This is a genomic window from Planctomicrobium aquicomposti, from assembly GCF_051466325.1.
Classification (GTDB): Bacteria; Planctomycetota; Planctomycetia; order Planctomycetales; family Planctomycetaceae; genus Planctomicrobium.
In genome coordinates this window covers 999,304-1,016,758 of record NZ_CP195792.1, presented here as the reverse complement: position 1 = coordinate 1,016,758, position 17,455 = coordinate 999,304, and the positions used below count along the sequence as shown (strand labels likewise).

Sequence of the window (17,455 nt, the reverse complement as noted above, 5' to 3'; positions counted from 1 at the left end):
ACCTCCCGGATCTCTCCGGAACCATTTCCTGCGGGCTGCAGTCCCCCATTCGTTCACCTCCCTGATCTTCGGCAGCGTTTCAACTCATCAGACTTCCACAGGCACCGGCAAATCATGCCGACCCCGACTGTTGCGTGTGACGAGCGGAAGCAGGCCGATTGATCGCCGTTACTGAAACTTCAGCCAGAAGTCTGCACTGACGCGATTTCTTGTCATCTCCCCTTCCGACTTTGCCGATGACAATGAGTTGATCAGTTGTGCTTCATTTTTCGCTGAGCTCACGGACGAACAGCAGCATGTCGCCAAATTCCTGGAAACTCCGGCTCGCCCTGTCGCTCGTGGCCAGTCTGACAGCCGCTGCCCACGCGCACGCGCAGAATTACGCGGGAAAGACTCGCGCTCCCGCGACGACCAGCATTCGCGTTCTGGAGAACAATGCGGCAGCTCCCTCCCCCTATTACACCGTGGTGGGAGCGGTGCGCGCTCCGGGAGTGTTTCAGTCAGAGGCCCGCAAACTCCCATTAGAAACCTTAATGACTGCCGCGGGCGGTTTGCAGCCCAACGCACTTCCCACCGTCCGCATCCTGAGGAATGGATCTTCCAAACTTCAGATTCTGTACACACCCGGACAGTCTCGACCGGACGATCAGGTCCTCGCTGGAGATCTGCTGGTCGTCAGTGCCCGCCCCACACTCGATGGAGCTCCTCCGGCAGCGGACGACTTTACAGCCATTGCCTGTTTGGGGCTGATTGATCGTCCTTTGGTGCTGCCCCTCTCGCCTGCCATCCGCACGGTCAATGACCTGCTTCCGCGACTGCCTCAACACCCCAACCTCAAAACCTATATCAAGGTCATCGATCCGACAGGTCGAGCTGCCACTCAGGATCTCGTCCCCGGAAGCGTCCTCGTTTTTGAATCGAAGTACGTTGACCGTTCCGTGCTCGCACTGCAGAGCTTTCCGCCGGTGGTCGACCTCGATCATCCACCGGTGAATCTTGATCAGCCTGTTCCTGCGGCAGCAAGTTTGCCACCAATGGAGCCGGCTGCCGTGACCATCACGACGGCGGCCGGAGCCATGCCTGCTCAGCCGGAACCTGTCCGTGCCGCAAGCGTGGATCTCGACCTCGAGATGACACCGGCACCGCTTCTCGCTCCCGTGTTGCCGGAACCGTCGATCGCGGCAGCGCCTGCCCCGACAATCGAGCTGGAACGGCCGCAGCCCGTTGCTCCGGTCGAAATGGCATCGCAGGTCTCCGCCGTCCACGACCCGGCCCCCTACGAGCCGGCAGGACATCGTCCCGATGTGATCCGGCTGGATCCCCGGCCGAGGAGCATCTCGCAAACGGCTCACGCACCGGCTCAGGCTGAGGTGACGTTCCCCTCCCCCGAGATTTCCAACCGACCACCGTACGTTCCGGAACCTTATCGGGTGGCACAGGTCGATTTCCCCGCGGTGGCACCTGCCTCCAGGGTCGATGTGGACAGTCTGCTGGCGGAGGCCGAAGCAGAGGAAGCGACCGCGGCGGAACCGTCCGTCAAGGAATCCCCGTGGCCGATGGTCATCGGCTTTCTGCTGACCGTCAGTGGTCTCACCGTCATCGGTGTCATCGCCCGGCTTTATCTCAGCAGTGGAACGAGTTCCAGCTCGACAGCCGAGCCCCAGCTCGAACGAGAAGTTCACAGACCGCTTCCCGTTCCTCAGCCAGCTGTCGTCAACGAGCCCGTTTCCTCTGGCATTCAAAGCCTGCTGAGCCGCAAACTGCCGGTCATCGAGGAACCACCGCTGCTCCCCCCTCAACTGTCGATGCACGGGACGCCCATCGGCCATCGCCGCCTGAGACTGGATACGACACACGATTCCATCCCTGCCCCTCATTTTGCTGCCCCACAACGGGTTGCACGGCAGACCTCTCCCCAGTTGAAACATCCGACCGGAGACGAACGGGCGCTCCGACAGGCACTTCGGGAAGCGTGTCGCAGCGGACTTGGATCAGAGGCCGCCGTCCCAGCACCGCAGCCTGTTGCCTCACAGCCTGTTGCCTCACAGCCTGACGCATCTGTGTCCGACGCGCCTGTTCCGGTCGTCCCACAGAACGTCGCGCCGATCGCCGAACGTCTCTTGCGACAGCAGACAGCGGGAATCCCGGTCGCCCCGAATCCAAAGTTCTCTGCGGCAGCAGCGGCTCCTCCGCTGGAGGTCGCAGTGGAAGCAGACATCTATGACATCGTGCAGCCCGACCCACAGCAGCCACAGGGGTCGACCCGCAGCCCACTGGAGCGGGCGCTGCAATCACTTGCAACGGAGAAACGTGGATGACCGCTGGCCTCGATCTGGGGAGTAGTGAATTTCGTTCGTTACGACGGCAGGATCACCGCCTGATCGCCCGCCGCATCCCGGCTGTGTACACCATCGTCGATGACAACCCGGCACAACGTCGATTGCTGGAACAGTCGCACATCAACTACTCGGTGACGAATGGTTCCCTGGTCGTGATGGGGGAAGCGGCGCACGAAATCTCCCGACTGCTGTCACGTCCCATCATCCCCGTGCTCCCGAACGGGGAACTCCCGACGCAGGATCCGGTCACACGACAGGTCTGCGCGTGGATGATCGACTCGCTGCTCCCGTCGACGAGCAGTGCAGGGGCCCCCTGCTGCCTGGTCCTCCCCAAAGGAGAAACACCGAAATCGGGAAGTCTCTCGGCCACAGGACGGTTCCTGCAGCACATCGTAGAGCTGCGCGGTTACCAGACCGAGATTCAGCATCCCGCCACGGCGCTGACACTGGCGGAACTGGAAGAGCAGGAGTTTACCGGCATCGGCCTGACGATCGGAGCCGAATCAGTCACGCTGGCCGTCGCACACCTGTCGCAGCCGATTCTTGAGTGCCGGAATGTCCGAGGCTCGCATGATGTTCTGGAACGGTTTGCCCACATCCGCAGAAAGTACCTCTGGGATCAAACCGGTAATGCTTATGTCGATTTCGCCGGCCTGCAAAGCTGGCTGCGCAGCGGTGAAATCTCGCTGTCATCACCGACCCAGCCCGATGAAGTGTGGCTGGCCAATTCGTATGAAGAGATGCTGCTGGCGGCATTCACCAGCATGAAGCGCAAGATCGCCGGGTGCTCTCACCCGATCTGCCGGGAACCGCTGCCCATGGTCATCTCCGGCGGAGCCTGTCGACTGACCGGCTTCCTCGAGCTGGTCGCGGAAGCGATCCGCCTCATTGGGCTGCCGCTGCAGATTCACGATCTGCGGACGGCCACGTTTGATCCTTACTCCGTCGCCCGAGGGCTACTGATCAAGGCGACCTTGATCGCGGGCGAAGAGCCTGTCCTCCACAACTCCATGGCTGCGGCTGGCTGACCTGACCCCAACCTTTTCAAGGTGATCAATGTCTGTTTCAAGGTGATCAATGTCTGTCGTCAACACGCGTCGTCATTTTCTCCAGGTCGTCCTGACTGGCAGCACGCTCTCCGTGCTGTCCGGCTGCGGCACGTTTATGCACCCCGAACGTCGCGGACAACCCGCCGGGAGGATCGACTGGAAGGTCGTCACGCTCGACGGCCTGACAACTCTCCTGCTCGTGGTTCCCGGCCTGATTGCTTTTGCGATCGACTTTGGAACGGGGGCCATCTATCTCCCCCCGGAACCGGAAGTCCCCTGCGAGCCGTCGACGATGCAGCCTCCGGCAGTCGGAATGGTACTCCCACGCCATGAACTCGATCGGCGCGGAATCGAAGCCGCCGTGTCCCGCCACATCAACAAGCCGGTTTCACTGGCCCCCGATTGCTACCTGTCGTGCAAACTGAACTCGATTGACGAATTCTGGTCCAGGAAGTCGGCGCTGGAAGGGCACTCGCTGGCGGATGAAAAATTCGTGCTGTCGTAAATTCTTCGGCAGACTTGCCAAGGCTTGAACTGGAAACAACAGGAACCGCACAGATGGCACCCAAGGCCGGAGCAAAATCCGCACTGCCGATTCTGGCGCATCGCTATGTCGACATGTGGGCCTTCATGGGAGCGCATCCGACCAACGTCGACCTCATGAAGCGGCTGAAGTCGGCCGACACGCATCAGTTCAACACCAACATGGATGTCTGCGGCACCGTGCAGGAACGGGACCTCGATTCCGGACGCTGGTACGAGTCGCACCTCGCAGCACTCCGCACCGACGTCTGGACTCCGAATCAGGTGCAGCAGCAGCGCCGCCTGGAAGCGGTTCAGCTCGAACGTCAGGAAGTTCTTCGTCGACAGATCAAGGCCTCGGGCCCACTCAACGAAGCACAGACGCAACGACTGCACAAGCAGCTCCTGAGCGATCCGGTGATGCGGCTCAGCCCCAGCCAGTTCGAAAGCCGTCGACTGGTGATGAAGCTGTTCCGGTCCAATGAAGAAAAAGTGAGCTGGGTCGGTTCACTGGAAGAGGTTACCACGCGGGAAGTTCACAACTCGCTCGGCTCCAAACGCCCTCTGTTGTGGATGACAGCCAATCTCGCTGCCTCCAAGTACAATTGCGATGTGCAGGAGAACCACCGCACGTTCCGCATTCCGGCGATCTTCACGTTCTGCTTTTTGCAGCACCAGAAGAACAAACTCTGGTACGTGAACATTCGCCGCAAATGGATCTCAATTGGTGCCGACTTCGTGGTGGAGGCGGAGGGCCGCCGCATCGCGGAGATCGACGGGGCGCTGTTTGGATTCGGGTACAACGCGCACATTTATCTCTACGAGGCAGAACTCGCCCGCAACCGTGAGTTCATGGATCTGCTCACGCTGTTCACGACGACCGTTGGCTATCACAACGCGATGCGGAAGTCTGTGAAGCGCCGCGTGCAGGCGGTCCGCAAAGGCTATGGCGCGCAGCAGATTGTTGAGGATGAAGAACTCGGCCTGCTGAAGAATCCCCGGGCGGCGTAGCGCTGTTCAGAGAGCGATCGACGGCGTCGATCCGCCTTCCCGGTGACTCACCGAGACCGGGCACTGAAGTCGTGCACCATCTGCACCAGGGCTTTCACATTCGCCGGATCCATGTCAGGATGAACGCCGTGCCCCAGGTTGAAGATGTGCCCGGGCTGTTCACCGGCGGCCGCCAACACCTGCCGCACCCGTGCAGCCAGCGTCTCCCGGTTCGTATAGAGCGACACCGGATCGAGATTGCCTTGCACCGCGCGACGGGGGCCGGCCAGTCTGCGGGCCTCGGCGAGATCAACTCGCCAGTCGATGCCGATCACATTCCCGCCGGCGGCCACCTGATCGGCCAGCAGCGCGGGATTTCCGGTCAGGAAGTTAATGACCGGCACATTCGCCGGAAGCGAGTCGATCAACCGCTTCGTGTACGGCTGGACGAATTCCCGATAGTCCGCGGGGGACAGACACCCCGCCCAGCTGTCGAAAATCTGTACTGCCTGACACCCGGCATCAATCTGGGCGATGAGATACCGCGACAGACTGTCGACCAGTTTGTTCATCAGTACCGACCAGGCGGCCGGATCGTTGAACATCAGCGACTTGGTGCGGACATAGTTCTTCGAGCCACCCCCTTCGATGGCATACGAGGCGAGCGTAAAGGGGGCTCCCGCAAATCCCAGCAAGGGGATATTCGCCGGCAGCGCAGCCCGAATCAGCCGGACCGCCGCGAAGACGTAGTCGAGCGCAGAGACATCCTCAATCGCCTGCACCCGGTCCACTTCCGCTGCTTCCAGCAGCGGATTGTGAATGACCGGTCCTTCCCCCTTCTGATATTCCAGGTCGAATCCCATCGGCTCCAGAATGGGAAGCAGATCCGCAAACAGAATGGCAGCATCGACACCAAGAACTTCACGGGCGGTGACCGTCACCTCGGCAGCCAGTTCCGGGCGCTTGCACAGCTCGATAAACGAGACCTGGCTGCGGACCGCCATGTACTCCGGCAGATAACGGCCGGCCTGTCGCATGATCCAGACCGGAGTGCAGTCGGTCGGCTCGCAGCGGGCAGCCTTCATGAAGCGGGATTGTTCGAGCGCCGGCGTAAGTGACATCACAGCTGCAATCGTTCAGGGAGATTTCAGTGAGAACCGCATGTTAACAGCGGCTGGCCCGAATTGTCAGCATTCCAGAGAAAGGCCGAATTCTCCCGCAGAGAGGGGGCCGGAATTCACCTCAACGGGCCGGAATGTCGATTGAACTCCCGCAGCGCGGCGGAAACAATCAGGAAATGGAACGCAGTTGACGGTCGCAGCAGGGGAACCGGGGTCATGGAGTTTCTGAACACGGATTTGCCAGGCGTGATTCGCGTCACACCGAAACTGCACGGGGACCACCGCGGTTTTTTCCGCGAGGTCTATCACCGCCGCCGATTTGTCGAGGCTGGAATCACCTTGCCGTTCGTCCAGGATAACCTTTCCCGTTCGCAGAAAGGGGTGTTACGCGGCCTGCATTACCAGCTGCAGCATTCCCAGGGGAAACTGGTGACCTGCCTGTCGGGCGAGATCTTCGACGTGGCTGTCGACCTGCGGAAAAAGTCAGAACACTTTGGAAAATGGACGGGAGTCCGGCTGTCCTCCGAGAATCATGAATCGCTGTATGTTCCTCCCGGATTCGCACACGGATTCTACGTCCTCTCCGAGACTGCCGACGTCTTCTACAAGTGCACGGACTTCTATCATCCAGAACAGGAACGGACGTTGCTCTGGAATGATCCGCAGGTCGGAATCGTCTGGCCGCTGGCAGGAGATCCGGTCCTTTCCGAAAAAGACCAGAACGGCAAGCCGCTCACCGCTGCGGAGCATTTTGAATCATGACAGCCAGCACACACGATCTGCCCCGGTTGGCAATCACGATGGGAGATGTGGCGGGAATCGGCCCGGAAGTGGTCGTCCGGGCGCTCGCGCATCCGGAGACCGCAGCCCAGTGCCGACCGATTGTCGTGGGAGATCCCGACGTGCTGGAACGGGCCTGTGAGTTGCTGCATTACAGACGACGAATCGTCGAGGTCGAACATCCCGCGGCAGTCACTCACGCCTTCGATGCGGAGACGATCGCGTGCTGGAATCCCAGCGACACCGACGTCAGCGATGTCCCTCCCGGACGGATCGATCCCCGCGCGGGACGAGCGGCGTATGACTGGCTCGTGGCGGCAACCCAGTCCGCGTTGAGCGGTGATGTCGATGCCATCGTCACAGCCCCTCTCAGCAAGGCGGCGTTGCATGCCGGGGGGCACCATTACCCGGGGCACACCGAGATCCTGGCGGAACAGTGTGGAGTGCAGGACTTCGCCATGATGCTCTATCTGCCGCGCTGTTCGGTCGTCAAAGGTCCGTACGGTATGGGAGTGGTGCATGTCACGCTGCACACTTCGATTGCCAGCGTCCCTGGGCTGCTGACACAGGCGGGAATCGAAGAAAAGATCGGACTGATGCATCATTTCCTGCGGCGGATCGGCTGTCCGGCGCCGCGCATCGCCGTCTGCGCGCTGAATCCGCATGCGGGGGAATCGGGATTGTTCGGTGATGAAGAGTCCCGGCTGATCGCTCCCGCGGTCGAGCGAGCTCGGCAGTCCGCCATCGCTGCGGATGGTCCCTATCCCGCCGACACGTTGCTGCAACGGGCGGTCCATGGTGCCTACGACGGCGTGGTGGCGATGTACCACGATCAGGGGCACATTGCTCTCAAACTGATTGCATTCCAGAAAGCGGTGAACGTCACGCTGGGACTGCCGATCGTGCGAACGAGTCCCAGCCACGGGACCGGTTTCGACATCTCCTGGCGGGGCATGGCCGATGACCACGGCATGCGTGAAGCCCTGCGGATCGCAGTCGAACTGCATCGACGCCGGAGTGCCTGACTGCTCCTGTCCGCGAAGCCAGTGCTGAGCACGACCTGACGGGAAAGTAATAATGCCGCTCATGTCTTGACACTCCTGCTCGAAATCCATGAGCCTGATTGTTCCGCCTGAGCCTTTCCGTCCACACCGGAAGAAAAGGCCACGCGACAGTCCGCTGCGGTCTGAACCAGTGGCGCCCCAAGGCAGAAGAGAGCCTCAGGCTCAATGATGAGTGGGAGACGACCCAATGCGTAATCAAGTCTGTACTCTTCTCGTAGCAGGGCTGCTGGCAGCCATGTTTACTACCAGCCTGCAGGCACAGCCGATCGATCAGGCCACAGCCGCCCGATTGCGGATGGTGGAAGAACATATCGCGTCCGAAGGGGTCACGAACCCTCAGGTCCTCGAAGCCATGCGGACCGTTCCCCGGCATCTCTTCGTCCGGCCCGATCTCCGCTCCATGGCCTATCTGGATCAGGCGCTCGACATCGGCCACAAGCAGACAATCTCCCCTCCGTTCATCGTCGCCTACATGACACAGGAGCTGGACCCGCAACGCACCGACCGTGTGCTGGAGATCGGCACCGGCAGCGGGTATCAGGCTGCGGTGCTGTCCGGCCTGGTGCAGGAGGTCTATACGATTGAGATCGTGGAACCGCTCGGCAAACGAGCCGCATCGCTGGTGTCGCGGTTGGGCTACAAAAACGTGCATTGCAAGGTCGGCGACGGCTATCAGGGCTGGGCGGAGCATGCCCCCTTCGACAAGATCATCGTCACCTGCTCTCCGGAAGATGTTCCCCAGCCGCTGGTGGACCAGCTCAAGGAAGGGGGCAAGATGATCATTCCGCTGGGGGAACGTTACCAGCAGGTCTTTCATCTGCTCGAAAAGAAGAACGGGGAACTGGTCCGGACAAAGCTGATTCCCACGCTGTTTGTCCCGATGACCGGACAAATGGAAGAACTTCGCCGCAGTCTTCCCGATGGACTCCATCCCCGCATCATCAATGGCGGCTTCGAGATTGATGGCAACGAGGACAATCTGGCGGACAACTGGCACTATCAGCGAAGGACCCGACTGAGCGACGAGGCCCTTTCCGGCAACAAATGCCTGCAGTTTACGAACGCTGAGCCGGGACGTGAGTCCCATGTGCTGCAGGGGCTGGCTGTGGATGGGACACGGGTCAGGCAAATCAACATCAGTTGGGCCTATCGATCGGAGCATATTCGTCCGGGGGAAGGCTTCGGCCAGGAGCCGGGAATGCTGATTTACTTCTTCGATGTCCATCGACTGCCGATCGGCAGAGTCCCACTGGGTCCGTGGCTGGCCGATGAAGATGCGTGGAAGCGTTGCAGCACCACCGTGGATGTCCCGGAACATGCGAGAGAACTCATTTTGCGAGTCGGCCTGAATGGGGCCACCGGCACCCTCTGGCTCGACGACGTCGCCATCACTGCGAACTAGGGAATTTTGTTTTTTGATCTAGCAGTTCTTGCCACGCGGAACTGAGCATTTCAGCACACGAAACGCTGGCTGCGCGGGCACTCGAAAGAGCAACCTGCTCTAGAGTGAGTTGACGTTTGGTGACCCCGACCTCGCCGTCGCTGGGCGTCACCCTGATGGAGCGCAGGAGATCGGCAACAGATCGCGTATGACCTCCAACGTTGTCCGGGCAATTTGCCGGAGCGAATGATGTTGCCGGACTCCGCGCCAACCCTGCTCCGCAGAACGCAGGCGCACAATCGGATCGGCCAGCTGCTGAAACGCAGCGGCCAGTGCAACGACATCGCCCGACGGCACCAGCAATCCACCTCCCGTCTTCGCGATCATTTCCGGAAAAATTCCGTGGTCAGGCAAAACGACGGGCGTTCCATTCGCCAGCGACTCCAGCACGGGGAGCCCTTTCACTTCCGGAATCTCCGTAAGCAGGGAAACGAGATCCAGGCTCTGTAGCAAGGCTGACTTCTCCGCCACAGTCGACGGACTGCCGATGTCCTCGAAATCAATGTTCGCAGCCCGCAGCTTCTGCACTGCTGCGTCGATCGCCTGGCGATGTTCTTTCGTCCGGACACCACCGAAGCGAAACAGAAAGTCCGGTTGTTGAGGCTTCAGTAACACTAGCGCATCCACCAGTTGTACGAATCCCTTGTGCGGGCAGATTTGTCCAAAATACCCGATGGTCAACCGCTCATTGCGGGTGACACTGGGACGTCCGGTATGGCGTTCCATGTCGACTCCCGGCGCAATCAGCGAAATACGGTCCGCTGAAATCGAAAGCGTCCGGGAGACCTGCTGCCGATAAAAATCACTGTGAACGAGATTACCTGCCAAGGTACTCACCTGGTCCCGCACCAGTGAAAGCGCACGGCTGCGCAGCGGCTCACTCATCTCGTCGAGAAACTGCTCGCCCCCTTGCAGCAGGCAGAGTTGCGGTGCCGACCAGCGACTCTGGATGGCCCTCATCACTCCCCCGAGTAGCAGGTGGGTCGAGATGACGACATCCGGACGGAGCTGTTGCGAAACGAACTCCGCCAGTACCCGGATCGCCTCTCGATGCGTCCCCCCCTCTCCCTCCAGCAGATCGATTGCCCGCTGGGCAGCCTGCGGGGTGCGGGCCTGCAGCAGGTCCGGAGCAAACCAGCGGATCACACTCCGGGAGTCCAACGGCGCGGTAACTGCGCGAGGGAGCCGGTTCCAGGCTGCCCAGCGACTCGCCAGCGCAACATTGACACCCCCGAGGAAAACACGCCGCTCACTCCCGTCCGGTTCATCCAGCTGCAGCGGGGCAAAGGTGGGAACGAGCGTGACCCGCAGCCCCTCGGCCCGTAACGCCCGCGACCAGCTGTGATCGTGAAGACACGATCCACAAAACGTCCCTGCCCTGCCAGCCGTCAGAATGGCAATGTGCATCGCGGTCGGATTCAGTTGAGGAGAGGATTCATCCGGATCTCACAGTCCCGAGCCTCTTTTTCCGGCCATCCCCGCTCCAGTCACTCTTTCAGCCGTTGACTGGACTTGGAGATCACGTACCAATTGATCAGACTCCTCCGGCCTGGGGCATCCCGAAGTGCAGGTTTTCCCGCGACCGGGAATGTGGGGGTCCCGAATTCCCTTTCCAGCGAATGGCAGAATTGCGGAGTCTGTATGCAAACAATCGTCGTCACCGGGGGTTGTGGCTTCATCGGATCGAATTTCATTCGCCATCTGCTGGCGACCGATCCGCAATTGACCATTTACAACCTCGACAAGCTGACTTACGCCGGCAACCCCGAGAACCTGGCCGACATCGAGAGCGACTCCCGGTATCACTTCCGCCGGGGGGATATCGGTGACCGCGAGTTCGTCACGGGACTCCTGCAGGAATCGCGGGCGGACGCCGTCGTCAACTTCGCCGCAGAAAGTCACGTCGACAGGAGCATTATCGATTCCGGCCCGTTCGTCAGCACGAATATCGTCGGTACGCAGGTGCTGATGGATGCCTGTCGGCAGCAGAAAGTCTCCCGCTATCTGCAGGTCTCCACCGACGAAGTTTACGGCTCACTGGGAGCGGAAGGGTTCTTCACCGAAGAGACACCACTGGCCCCCAACAGCCCGTATTCCAGTTCCAAAGCCGCGGCCGACCTGCTGGTTCGTTCGTACGTCCACACGTTTCAGTTTCCCGCGATCATCACTCGCTGTTCCAATAATTACGGCCCATATCAGTTTCCCGAGAAGCTGATCCCGCTGTTCATCTCGAATGCCTTGCGCGGCGAATCGTTGCCCGTTTACGGACAGGGAACGAACGTTCGCGACTGGATTCATGTCCTCGACCACTGCCGCGGCATTGAGCTCGCGCTGCGTAAGGGGCAGATCGGCGAAGTCTATAACTTTGGTGGTCGTACCGAGCTCACGAACATCGCTCTGACCCGACTGTTGCTGAAACTGCTCGACAAACCGGAATCCCTGATTCGCTATGTTGCCGACCGGCCGGGACACGATCTGCGTTACGCGATTGATTGCACAAAAGCAGAGCGGGAACTCGGCTGGCAGCCGCAGATCCCGTTCGAACAGGGATTGCAGGAGACGATCGACTGGTATCTGCAGCATCCTGACTGGGTCAGTCGGATTCGTTCCGGGGACTATCTGAAGTACTATGCTTCCCAGTACGGAGATCGTCTGCAGGGAGCCGGCTCCGGACAGTGAAGCGCGCTCGCGGCTGCCTCTCGCATTGCGTTTCTGCACGATGAATTCATTTCCCTTTGATTGAATCCGGGCGACATGCCGCTCCGTGTCTGCTTTGTTGCATTGAACGCCTATCCTGCGATCGACCCGCAGGAGCCGGGTGGGTTTGGCGGCATCGAAACCCGCTCGTGGCTCTTCGCGCGCGGACTGGCTCAACTCCCCGATGTGGAGGTCTCGTTCCTCGTTCGTCATGGGAAAGCATTGCGGAAAGAGGAGTTCGACGGCGTGCGCCTCCTCCTGCTGAAGGATCCGCTGTACGCCGTCCGCGACTCCCTGTTGTCCCGTCTGAAGAGAACGCCCACCTTCCCGTGGCTGAAACTGCAGCAACCGCGACTCAGCGACTTGTTCTATCTCCCCTGGATCGCTGCCAGGAAGCTGCTGGTTCCTCGTCCCAGTCCGCTGACTCCCGATCCGTTCCTGCAGCAGCTGAATGCTGATGTCCTTGTCACGTTCGGCGTGCAAAGTCACTCCGCCACCGTCATCGCCTCCGCCCGCGCAGCCGGTCGACCCGCAGTCTTGTTTCTGGGGTCAGATGGGGATCTCGATGAACGCTATCTGCAGCGCGGCGACTTCGTAAGTGTGTACCGCGATCGGGGAGACGTCTGCCTGTGGGTCCTTCAGCAGGCCGACAGTATTCTGTGCCAGACTCCCGCGCAACAGTCGCGACTGCGGGACCTGTTTCACCGGCAGGCGACCATCGTTCGCAACCCGATCGACCTCCAGGAGTGGGATCGGCTGCGGGCGTTGCTACCGTCGCCGGAAGAGACCGCCGGACTCACACGCTACGCTTTGTGGATCGGCCGGGCCGATGCTGTCCACAAGCGGCCACAGCTGCTGCTGGACGTCGCCGAACGCTGCCCGGAGATTCCCTTCCTGATGGTCATGAACCGGAGGGATGACGTTGTGGATGCCGAGGTCCGTCGCCGCGCTCCGGGCAACGTGCGAATCGTGGAAAGTATCCCGTTCGCACGAATGCCGGCGGTCATGCAGCAGGCTGCGGTGCTGGTGAATACCTCTTCGCTGGAAGGATTCCCGAATACGTATCTGCAGGCGGCGGCAACAGGTGTGCCCGTCGCTTCGCTGCAGGTCGAAGAAGAATTCCTCAGACAATCAGGTGCGGGAACATTCGCCGGTGGAGACCTGCAGTTGCTCGCTGAACAGGTGAGGCAATTCTGGACTCCGGGGCGCCCCGCCGCACAATCAGAGCAGGCACGCGCCTTTGTGGAAGAGTATTACTCGCTGCAAGGGCAGGTCCGTCAACTGGCGGCGCAACTGCGGAAGATTGCTGACGAATATCAGGCTCACCCGATCGTCAATTCCTGAGAGCGATCGGCGCTCGGTCAGGAGACGGCACAGGCCTCGCCTCTACGCCGGATGCAAAGCTTCCCACTCCGCGCGAGTGATCTTCCAGACATCGTGCCCCAACCCGTGGTGCTGGAGATTGGTCCCTTCCAGCTGCATGCCGTTCCGCCGGGCCACCCCCTGCGACGGAACATTGATCGGCAGAATCAGCGAATGGATGGCATCGATCGGCAGGTTCCGAAATGCCCAGTCCCGGCAGGCAATCGCCGCTTCCGAGGCAAATCCCTGGCGCCAGAAAGGCTGATGGAACATATAGCCGATCTCGAACATCCTGCGTCCCTCCGGCGACTGCTCCACAACCGCAATCCAGCCCCGTGCATCCCCCGTCTCACGATCGCAGACCAGCCAGATCCAGCAGGGACGATCTGTCGCCGGGTTGAGCTTCGACTCCAGCCAGGCAGCGGTTTCCTCCCGGGTATATGACTGCGGAAAAAACCGGGTCACTTCCTTATCGGCTCGCATTTCCGCCAGAAAATCGAGGTCGTCCCATGTCAATTCACGCAGCCTGAGTCGAGGTGTCTGCAGTTCAACGGGAATCATTCTTCAGGACTTTCAATGAGACGGCACCATCAGGGGAGCTTTCCGACCTGACGGCGTTCGAAGCTTCGGGAGCCGACGCGCCGAATCGGACGTCGATTCCGACAACGCGACGCTGCGGCAACTCGGGTGGTGCAGAGGGCGCTTCGTCCGCAGAGGTTCGCTCCCGAGTTTTGAATTTCAGAGCGACACGGTCGGGGGTGAATTCACCCTTCGACTTCGTCGAGATCGACTGCGTGTTCCCGCAATTCTTCGAGTGTCGCAAATTCGATCGCGGACATGTGCGTGGCCGCCAGTACCACTCCGGGAGCGACGCCGGCATCGTACGCCTCTTTATAGCGTTCCGCGCACAGGCACCAGCGATCACCCGGTTTCAGACCGGGGAATTCGTACTCGGGAATCGGAGTCGTCAGATCGTTCCCCGCTTTCTTGGAGAACGCCAGAAACTCTTCGGTCACCTGACAGCAAACGACATGAATCCCGAAGTCGCCCGGTCCGGTCTCGCAGCAGCCGTTGCGGAACCACCCGGTCATCGGGTTGAACGAACAGGATTGCAGCGGCTTTCCCAAAACATTTTTCGCACCAGCCATACAAGCCTCAATCACCCAAATATCCGGCGAATTCGTCAAAAGCCAGTTTATCGTGTGGCGCTTCATAGCGACAGCGACGCCCCCACAGCCTGAATCCCCGGTTTCCGCGAACGTCTCTCGCTGGCCGGAATCCGTCTGTTAGAATGGGGGGATGAACAGCGAAACAGGGACTCAATACACAGTTCTGGCGCGGCGTTTTCGCCCGCAGTCATTTGATGAAGTCGTCGGTCAGGAGCATGTCGGTCAGTCGATCAAAAACGCAATCCGGGCCGGCCGGGTCGCTCATGCTTACCTGTTTACGGGGGCTCGCGGAGTCGGCAAGACATCCACCGCCCGGATCTTCGCGAAGGCGTTGAATTGTCCCGATGTGCAGGAAGGTGTCCCCTGCAACGAGTGCGAGATCTGCGCAGGAATCGCGGCGGGCAACGATGTCGATGTCCTCGAGATCGACGGTGCCTCCAATCGCGGGATCGATGATATCCGGCAGCTGCGGGCGAACGTCAACGTGCGCTCCATGCGGTCGCCTTACAAAGTGTACATCATCGACGAAGTGCACATGCTCACCAAGGAGGCTTTCAATGCGTTGCTGAAAACGCTGGAAGAACCCCCTCCCAATGTGAAGTTCGTCTTCTGCACGACAGAACCGAACAAGGTTCCCGACACCATTCTCTCCCGCTGCCAGAGATTCGACTTCGGCACGATCGCCCAGTCGAGTATCGCGCTGCGGCTGAAACAGATTGCCGAAGCGGAAGGGAAAGTTGTCGACGACGCCGCCATCGAACTCATCGCCCGTCGGGCAGCCGGTTCGATGCGTGACAGCCAGTCCCTGTTCGATCAGCTGCTGGCGTTCGGGGGGGAGCAGATTACCGCCAGCGATGTTCATAGTCTGCTGGGAACCGCCTCCGACGACCGCCTGATTGAACTGTTCGAAGCCCTCATCGACTCCCAGCCGGCAGCGGCCCTGCAGAAGGTGGAAACCGCCCTTCAGGAAGGGGTTCAGATCGGCAGCTTCAGTGATCAGCTGCTCGCCTATTTCCGGGATCTCCTGCTCGCGGCCTCGGGCGCGACGGAGGTCCCTTTCTCCGCAGTGACTGACTCAAGCCGGGAAAGACTGGCAGCGCAGGCGAAGCGCTGGGGCCTGAACCGGATCTGCGCCGGCATGCAGATTCTGGCAGACGCCAAGTTCAAAATGCAGCGGGTGAATTACGCCCGGGCGCTCCTCGAACTGGCGATTGTCCGCGCCGCCACCCTTGAGGGACTGGATCAAATCGCCACGCTCGTGGAACAGCTCTCCGCCGGGGCTCCGACCCCTGCGAGCCCTCCCGCTGGACGGCCACCGGCAGGATTTGCCGCACAGTTCCTAAAAAAAAACTCTGAGGTGAGCCCGGCTCCTCCCCCCACTGTGCCTGCGGTTCCGACAGCGGAGTCAAAGCCACTACCCGTTGCAACGATTCCCTTTACGGCAGAAAACCTGAGCAAGTTCTGGGAGCTGCTGCTGGCCGGTTCCCCCGAGCTGGTGGGGAATCACCTGCAAAAGGCGGCTCGACAAGCAATTTCTGGGCCAAATCGTCTGGAAGTCTGGTTCCTGAGGAGCTACCTTTTCAGTAAGAGCTATTGTGAGCGACCGGAGATTCTGAAAAAGCTTGGCGGGCTGGCCCAGCAGATTGCCGGACAGCCGATCGAAATCCGGTTGCTGCTCGATGAAACAGTGGCGACCCCGATCCGCAAGCCGGATGCCGGGGAAGCCCCCAGGATGGAGCGGCGTAAACCATCTGCTGTCGAAAAAGATCCTTTCGTGCAGCAGGCGGTGGGGATCTTTGGAGGGCAGATCATTGATGTCCGCCCCATGCCACTCGAAGTCATCGCGACGGAAATCGCTCCTGAGAGCGAAATGGAAGGGTAACTGCTGATGTTTCAAGGACTTTCCAATCTTGCTGGACTGATGAAAAACGCCCAGCAGATGCAGGCCCGCGCGCAGGAGCTGAAGCAGCGACTGGGCGAAGTGCAGGTGAGTGCCAGTGTCGGCGGCGGGATGGTCCGCGTGGAGGCGACCGGCGATCAGAAAATCACCTCGATTCACGTCGACCCTTCGCTGCTCGACGATCGCGAAATGCTCGAAGACCTGCTGCTGTCCGGTGTGAATCAGGCGCTCGAACAGGCCCGGGAGGCTGCCGCGACCGAAATGTCGAAGCTGGCCGAAGGTCTCGGAATTCCGGGGATCGAAGACGCTCTCTCCCGATTCGGCTTCGGGAAATAACGCCAGGCCGAAGGTCTCCAGGGAGTTCAGAAGACACCGCTATGCCAGTTCGCAGTTTTGATACAGAACAACATCCTTTCGGACCGACGGTGGGACGGTTGGTCGAGCAATTCGCCGCCCTCCCCGGGATCGGTCGAAAATCGGCGGAACGACTGGCCAACCATATCCTCAGTTGCCGGGAGTCGGATGCTTTTGCGCTCGCAGACGCCATTCGGGAAGTGAAGAAGTCGATTCGTCGCTGCACGGTCTGCTTCAATCTGACCGAACAGGAACTCTGTCCGATCTGCCGCGACAGTCGGCGTGACCGGACGGTGGTCTGCGTGGTCGAGCAGCCCAAAGATGTCTCCGCACTGGAGGCTGCTGCTGCCTTTCATGGGACGTATCACGTCCTTGGAGGACGGATCGCACCGCTGGAAGGAATTGGGCCTGAAGATCTGACAATCCGGCGTCTCGTGGAACGGGTTAAACGGGATGGAGTCAAGGAACTGATCATGGCGACTAATCCGACACTGGAAGGTGACGGGACAGCGCTGTTCATCTCCAACCTGCTGGAAGACCTTCCCGTTCAAATTACGAGACTTGCCCGCGGGATTGCCACGGGGAGTGTGTTAGAGTTTGCGAACAAGGAAATGCTGGCAGATGCCATGCGCGGGCGACAGAACTTTTAACGTGCCGTTCACAGACG

Annotated in this window: 16 protein-coding genes; 12 read left to right on the top strand and 4 right to left on the bottom strand. The window is 60.3% G+C overall.

The window, feature by feature from the left end:
- The first annotated feature begins 296 nt into the window (after positions 1 to 296).
- Genes SH664x_RS03860 through SH664x_RS03845 form a run of 4 tightly spaced genes read left to right on the top strand, consistent with a single transcriptional unit; the run spans position 297 to position 4,921 of the window.
- Positions 297 to 2,318 carry a hypothetical protein gene (locus tag SH664x_RS03860; RefSeq protein WP_437205200.1) on the top strand — a complete coding sequence of 674 codons (2,022 nt, stop codon included), beginning with the start codon at positions 297 to 299 and terminating at the stop codon, positions 2,316 to 2,318.
- A complete protein-coding gene (locus tag SH664x_RS03855) occupies positions 2,315 to 3,367 on the top strand; it encodes a hypothetical protein (protein WP_437205199.1) in 1,053 nt (350 codons plus the stop codon). Before SH664x_RS03860 ends, SH664x_RS03855 begins: the two co-directional genes overlap by 4 nt.
- 49 nt (positions 3,368 to 3,416) lie before the next feature.
- The gene (locus SH664x_RS03850; protein WP_437205197.1) at positions 3,417 to 3,893 is read left to right on the top strand and encodes a hypothetical protein; all 477 of its coding nucleotides are present in this window, start codon (positions 3,417 to 3,419) and stop codon (positions 3,891 to 3,893) included.
- Positions 3,894 to 3,946: 53 nt separating this feature from the next.
- On the top strand, positions 3,947 to 4,921 hold the full coding sequence (locus SH664x_RS03845) for a hypothetical protein (RefSeq protein ID WP_437205195.1): 975 nt from the start codon (positions 3,947 to 3,949) through the stop codon (positions 4,919 to 4,921).
- A gap of 47 nt (positions 4,922 to 4,968) precedes the next feature.
- Here SH664x_RS03845 and hemE read toward each other — a convergent pair whose 3' ends face one another.
- Entirely contained in the window at positions 4,969 to 6,021 is a 1,053-nt protein-coding gene (hemE, locus tag SH664x_RS03840; RefSeq protein ID WP_437205193.1) for a uroporphyrinogen decarboxylase, read from the bottom strand.
- Between the two features lie 216 nt (positions 6,022 to 6,237).
- On the opposite strand from hemE, the gene rfbC reads away from it, so the two are divergent.
- The 3 genes from rfbC to SH664x_RS03825 all read left to right on the top strand — a co-directional run bounded on the left by rfbC (position 6,238) and on the right by SH664x_RS03825 (position 9,267).
- On the top strand, positions 6,238 to 6,783 hold the full coding sequence (gene rfbC / locus SH664x_RS03835; protein ID WP_437205191.1) for a dTDP-4-dehydrorhamnose 3,5-epimerase: 546 nt from the start codon (positions 6,238 to 6,240) through the stop codon (positions 6,781 to 6,783).
- Entirely contained in the window at positions 6,780 to 7,826 is a 1,047-nt protein-coding gene (pdxA, locus tag SH664x_RS03830; protein ID WP_437205189.1) for a 4-hydroxythreonine-4-phosphate dehydrogenase PdxA, read from the top strand. Before rfbC ends, pdxA begins: the two co-directional genes overlap by 4 nt.
- A gap of 226 nt (positions 7,827 to 8,052) precedes the next feature.
- Entirely contained in the window at positions 8,053 to 9,267 is a 1,215-nt protein-coding gene (locus tag SH664x_RS03825) for a protein-L-isoaspartate(D-aspartate) O-methyltransferase (RefSeq protein WP_437205187.1), read from the top strand.
- Positions 9,268 to 9,414: 147 nt separating this feature from the next.
- On the opposite strand, the gene SH664x_RS03820 is transcribed toward SH664x_RS03825, so the two are convergent.
- Positions 9,415 to 10,713, bottom strand: coding sequence for a glycosyltransferase family 4 protein (locus SH664x_RS03820; RefSeq protein WP_437205186.1), 1,299 nt, complete (start codon positions 10,711 to 10,713; stop codon positions 9,415 to 9,417).
- Positions 10,714 to 10,947: 234 nt separating this feature from the next.
- Between SH664x_RS03820 and rfbB the strand changes: the two genes are divergently transcribed.
- Complete coding sequence (gene rfbB / locus SH664x_RS03815) at positions 10,948 to 11,985, top strand: dTDP-glucose 4,6-dehydratase (protein ID WP_437205185.1); 1,038 nt, start codon at positions 10,948 to 10,950, stop codon at positions 11,983 to 11,985.
- A 75-nt stretch (positions 11,986 to 12,060) separates the two neighbouring features.
- Positions 12,061 to 13,347 carry a glycosyltransferase family 4 protein gene (locus tag SH664x_RS03810; protein WP_437205183.1) on the top strand — a complete coding sequence of 429 codons (1,287 nt, stop codon included), beginning with the start codon at positions 12,061 to 12,063 and terminating at the stop codon, positions 13,345 to 13,347.
- A gap of 42 nt (positions 13,348 to 13,389) precedes the next feature.
- Here SH664x_RS03810 and SH664x_RS03805 read toward each other — a convergent pair whose 3' ends face one another.
- Together SH664x_RS03805 and SH664x_RS03800 are read right to left on the bottom strand one after the other, a co-directional pair.
- The gene (locus SH664x_RS03805; protein WP_437205182.1) at positions 13,390 to 13,926 is read right to left on the bottom strand and encodes a GNAT family N-acetyltransferase; all 537 of its coding nucleotides are present in this window, start codon (positions 13,924 to 13,926) and stop codon (positions 13,390 to 13,392) included.
- 203 nt (positions 13,927 to 14,129) lie between these two features.
- Positions 14,130 to 14,513, bottom strand: coding sequence for a DUF2237 family protein (locus SH664x_RS03800; RefSeq protein WP_437205180.1), 384 nt, complete (start codon positions 14,511 to 14,513; stop codon positions 14,130 to 14,132).
- A gap of 151 nt (positions 14,514 to 14,664) precedes the next feature.
- On the opposite strand from SH664x_RS03800, the gene dnaX reads away from it, so the two are divergent.
- The 3 genes from dnaX to recR are packed head-to-tail and all read left to right on the top strand — an operon-like array spanning position 14,665 to position 17,438.
- Positions 14,665 to 16,416, top strand: a complete 1,752-nt coding sequence (gene dnaX, locus SH664x_RS03795) for a DNA polymerase III subunit gamma/tau (protein WP_437205178.1) — start codon at positions 14,665 to 14,667, stop codon at positions 16,414 to 16,416.
- A gap of 6 nt (positions 16,417 to 16,422) precedes the next feature.
- Complete coding sequence (locus SH664x_RS03790) at positions 16,423 to 16,770, top strand: YbaB/EbfC family nucleoid-associated protein (RefSeq protein WP_437205177.1); 348 nt, start codon at positions 16,423 to 16,425, stop codon at positions 16,768 to 16,770.
- 41 nt (positions 16,771 to 16,811) lie between these two features.
- Positions 16,812 to 17,438, top strand: a complete 627-nt coding sequence (gene recR, locus SH664x_RS03785) for a recombination mediator RecR (protein WP_437205175.1) — start codon at positions 16,812 to 16,814, stop codon at positions 17,436 to 17,438.
- Positions 17,439 to 17,455: the final 17 nt, after the last annotated feature.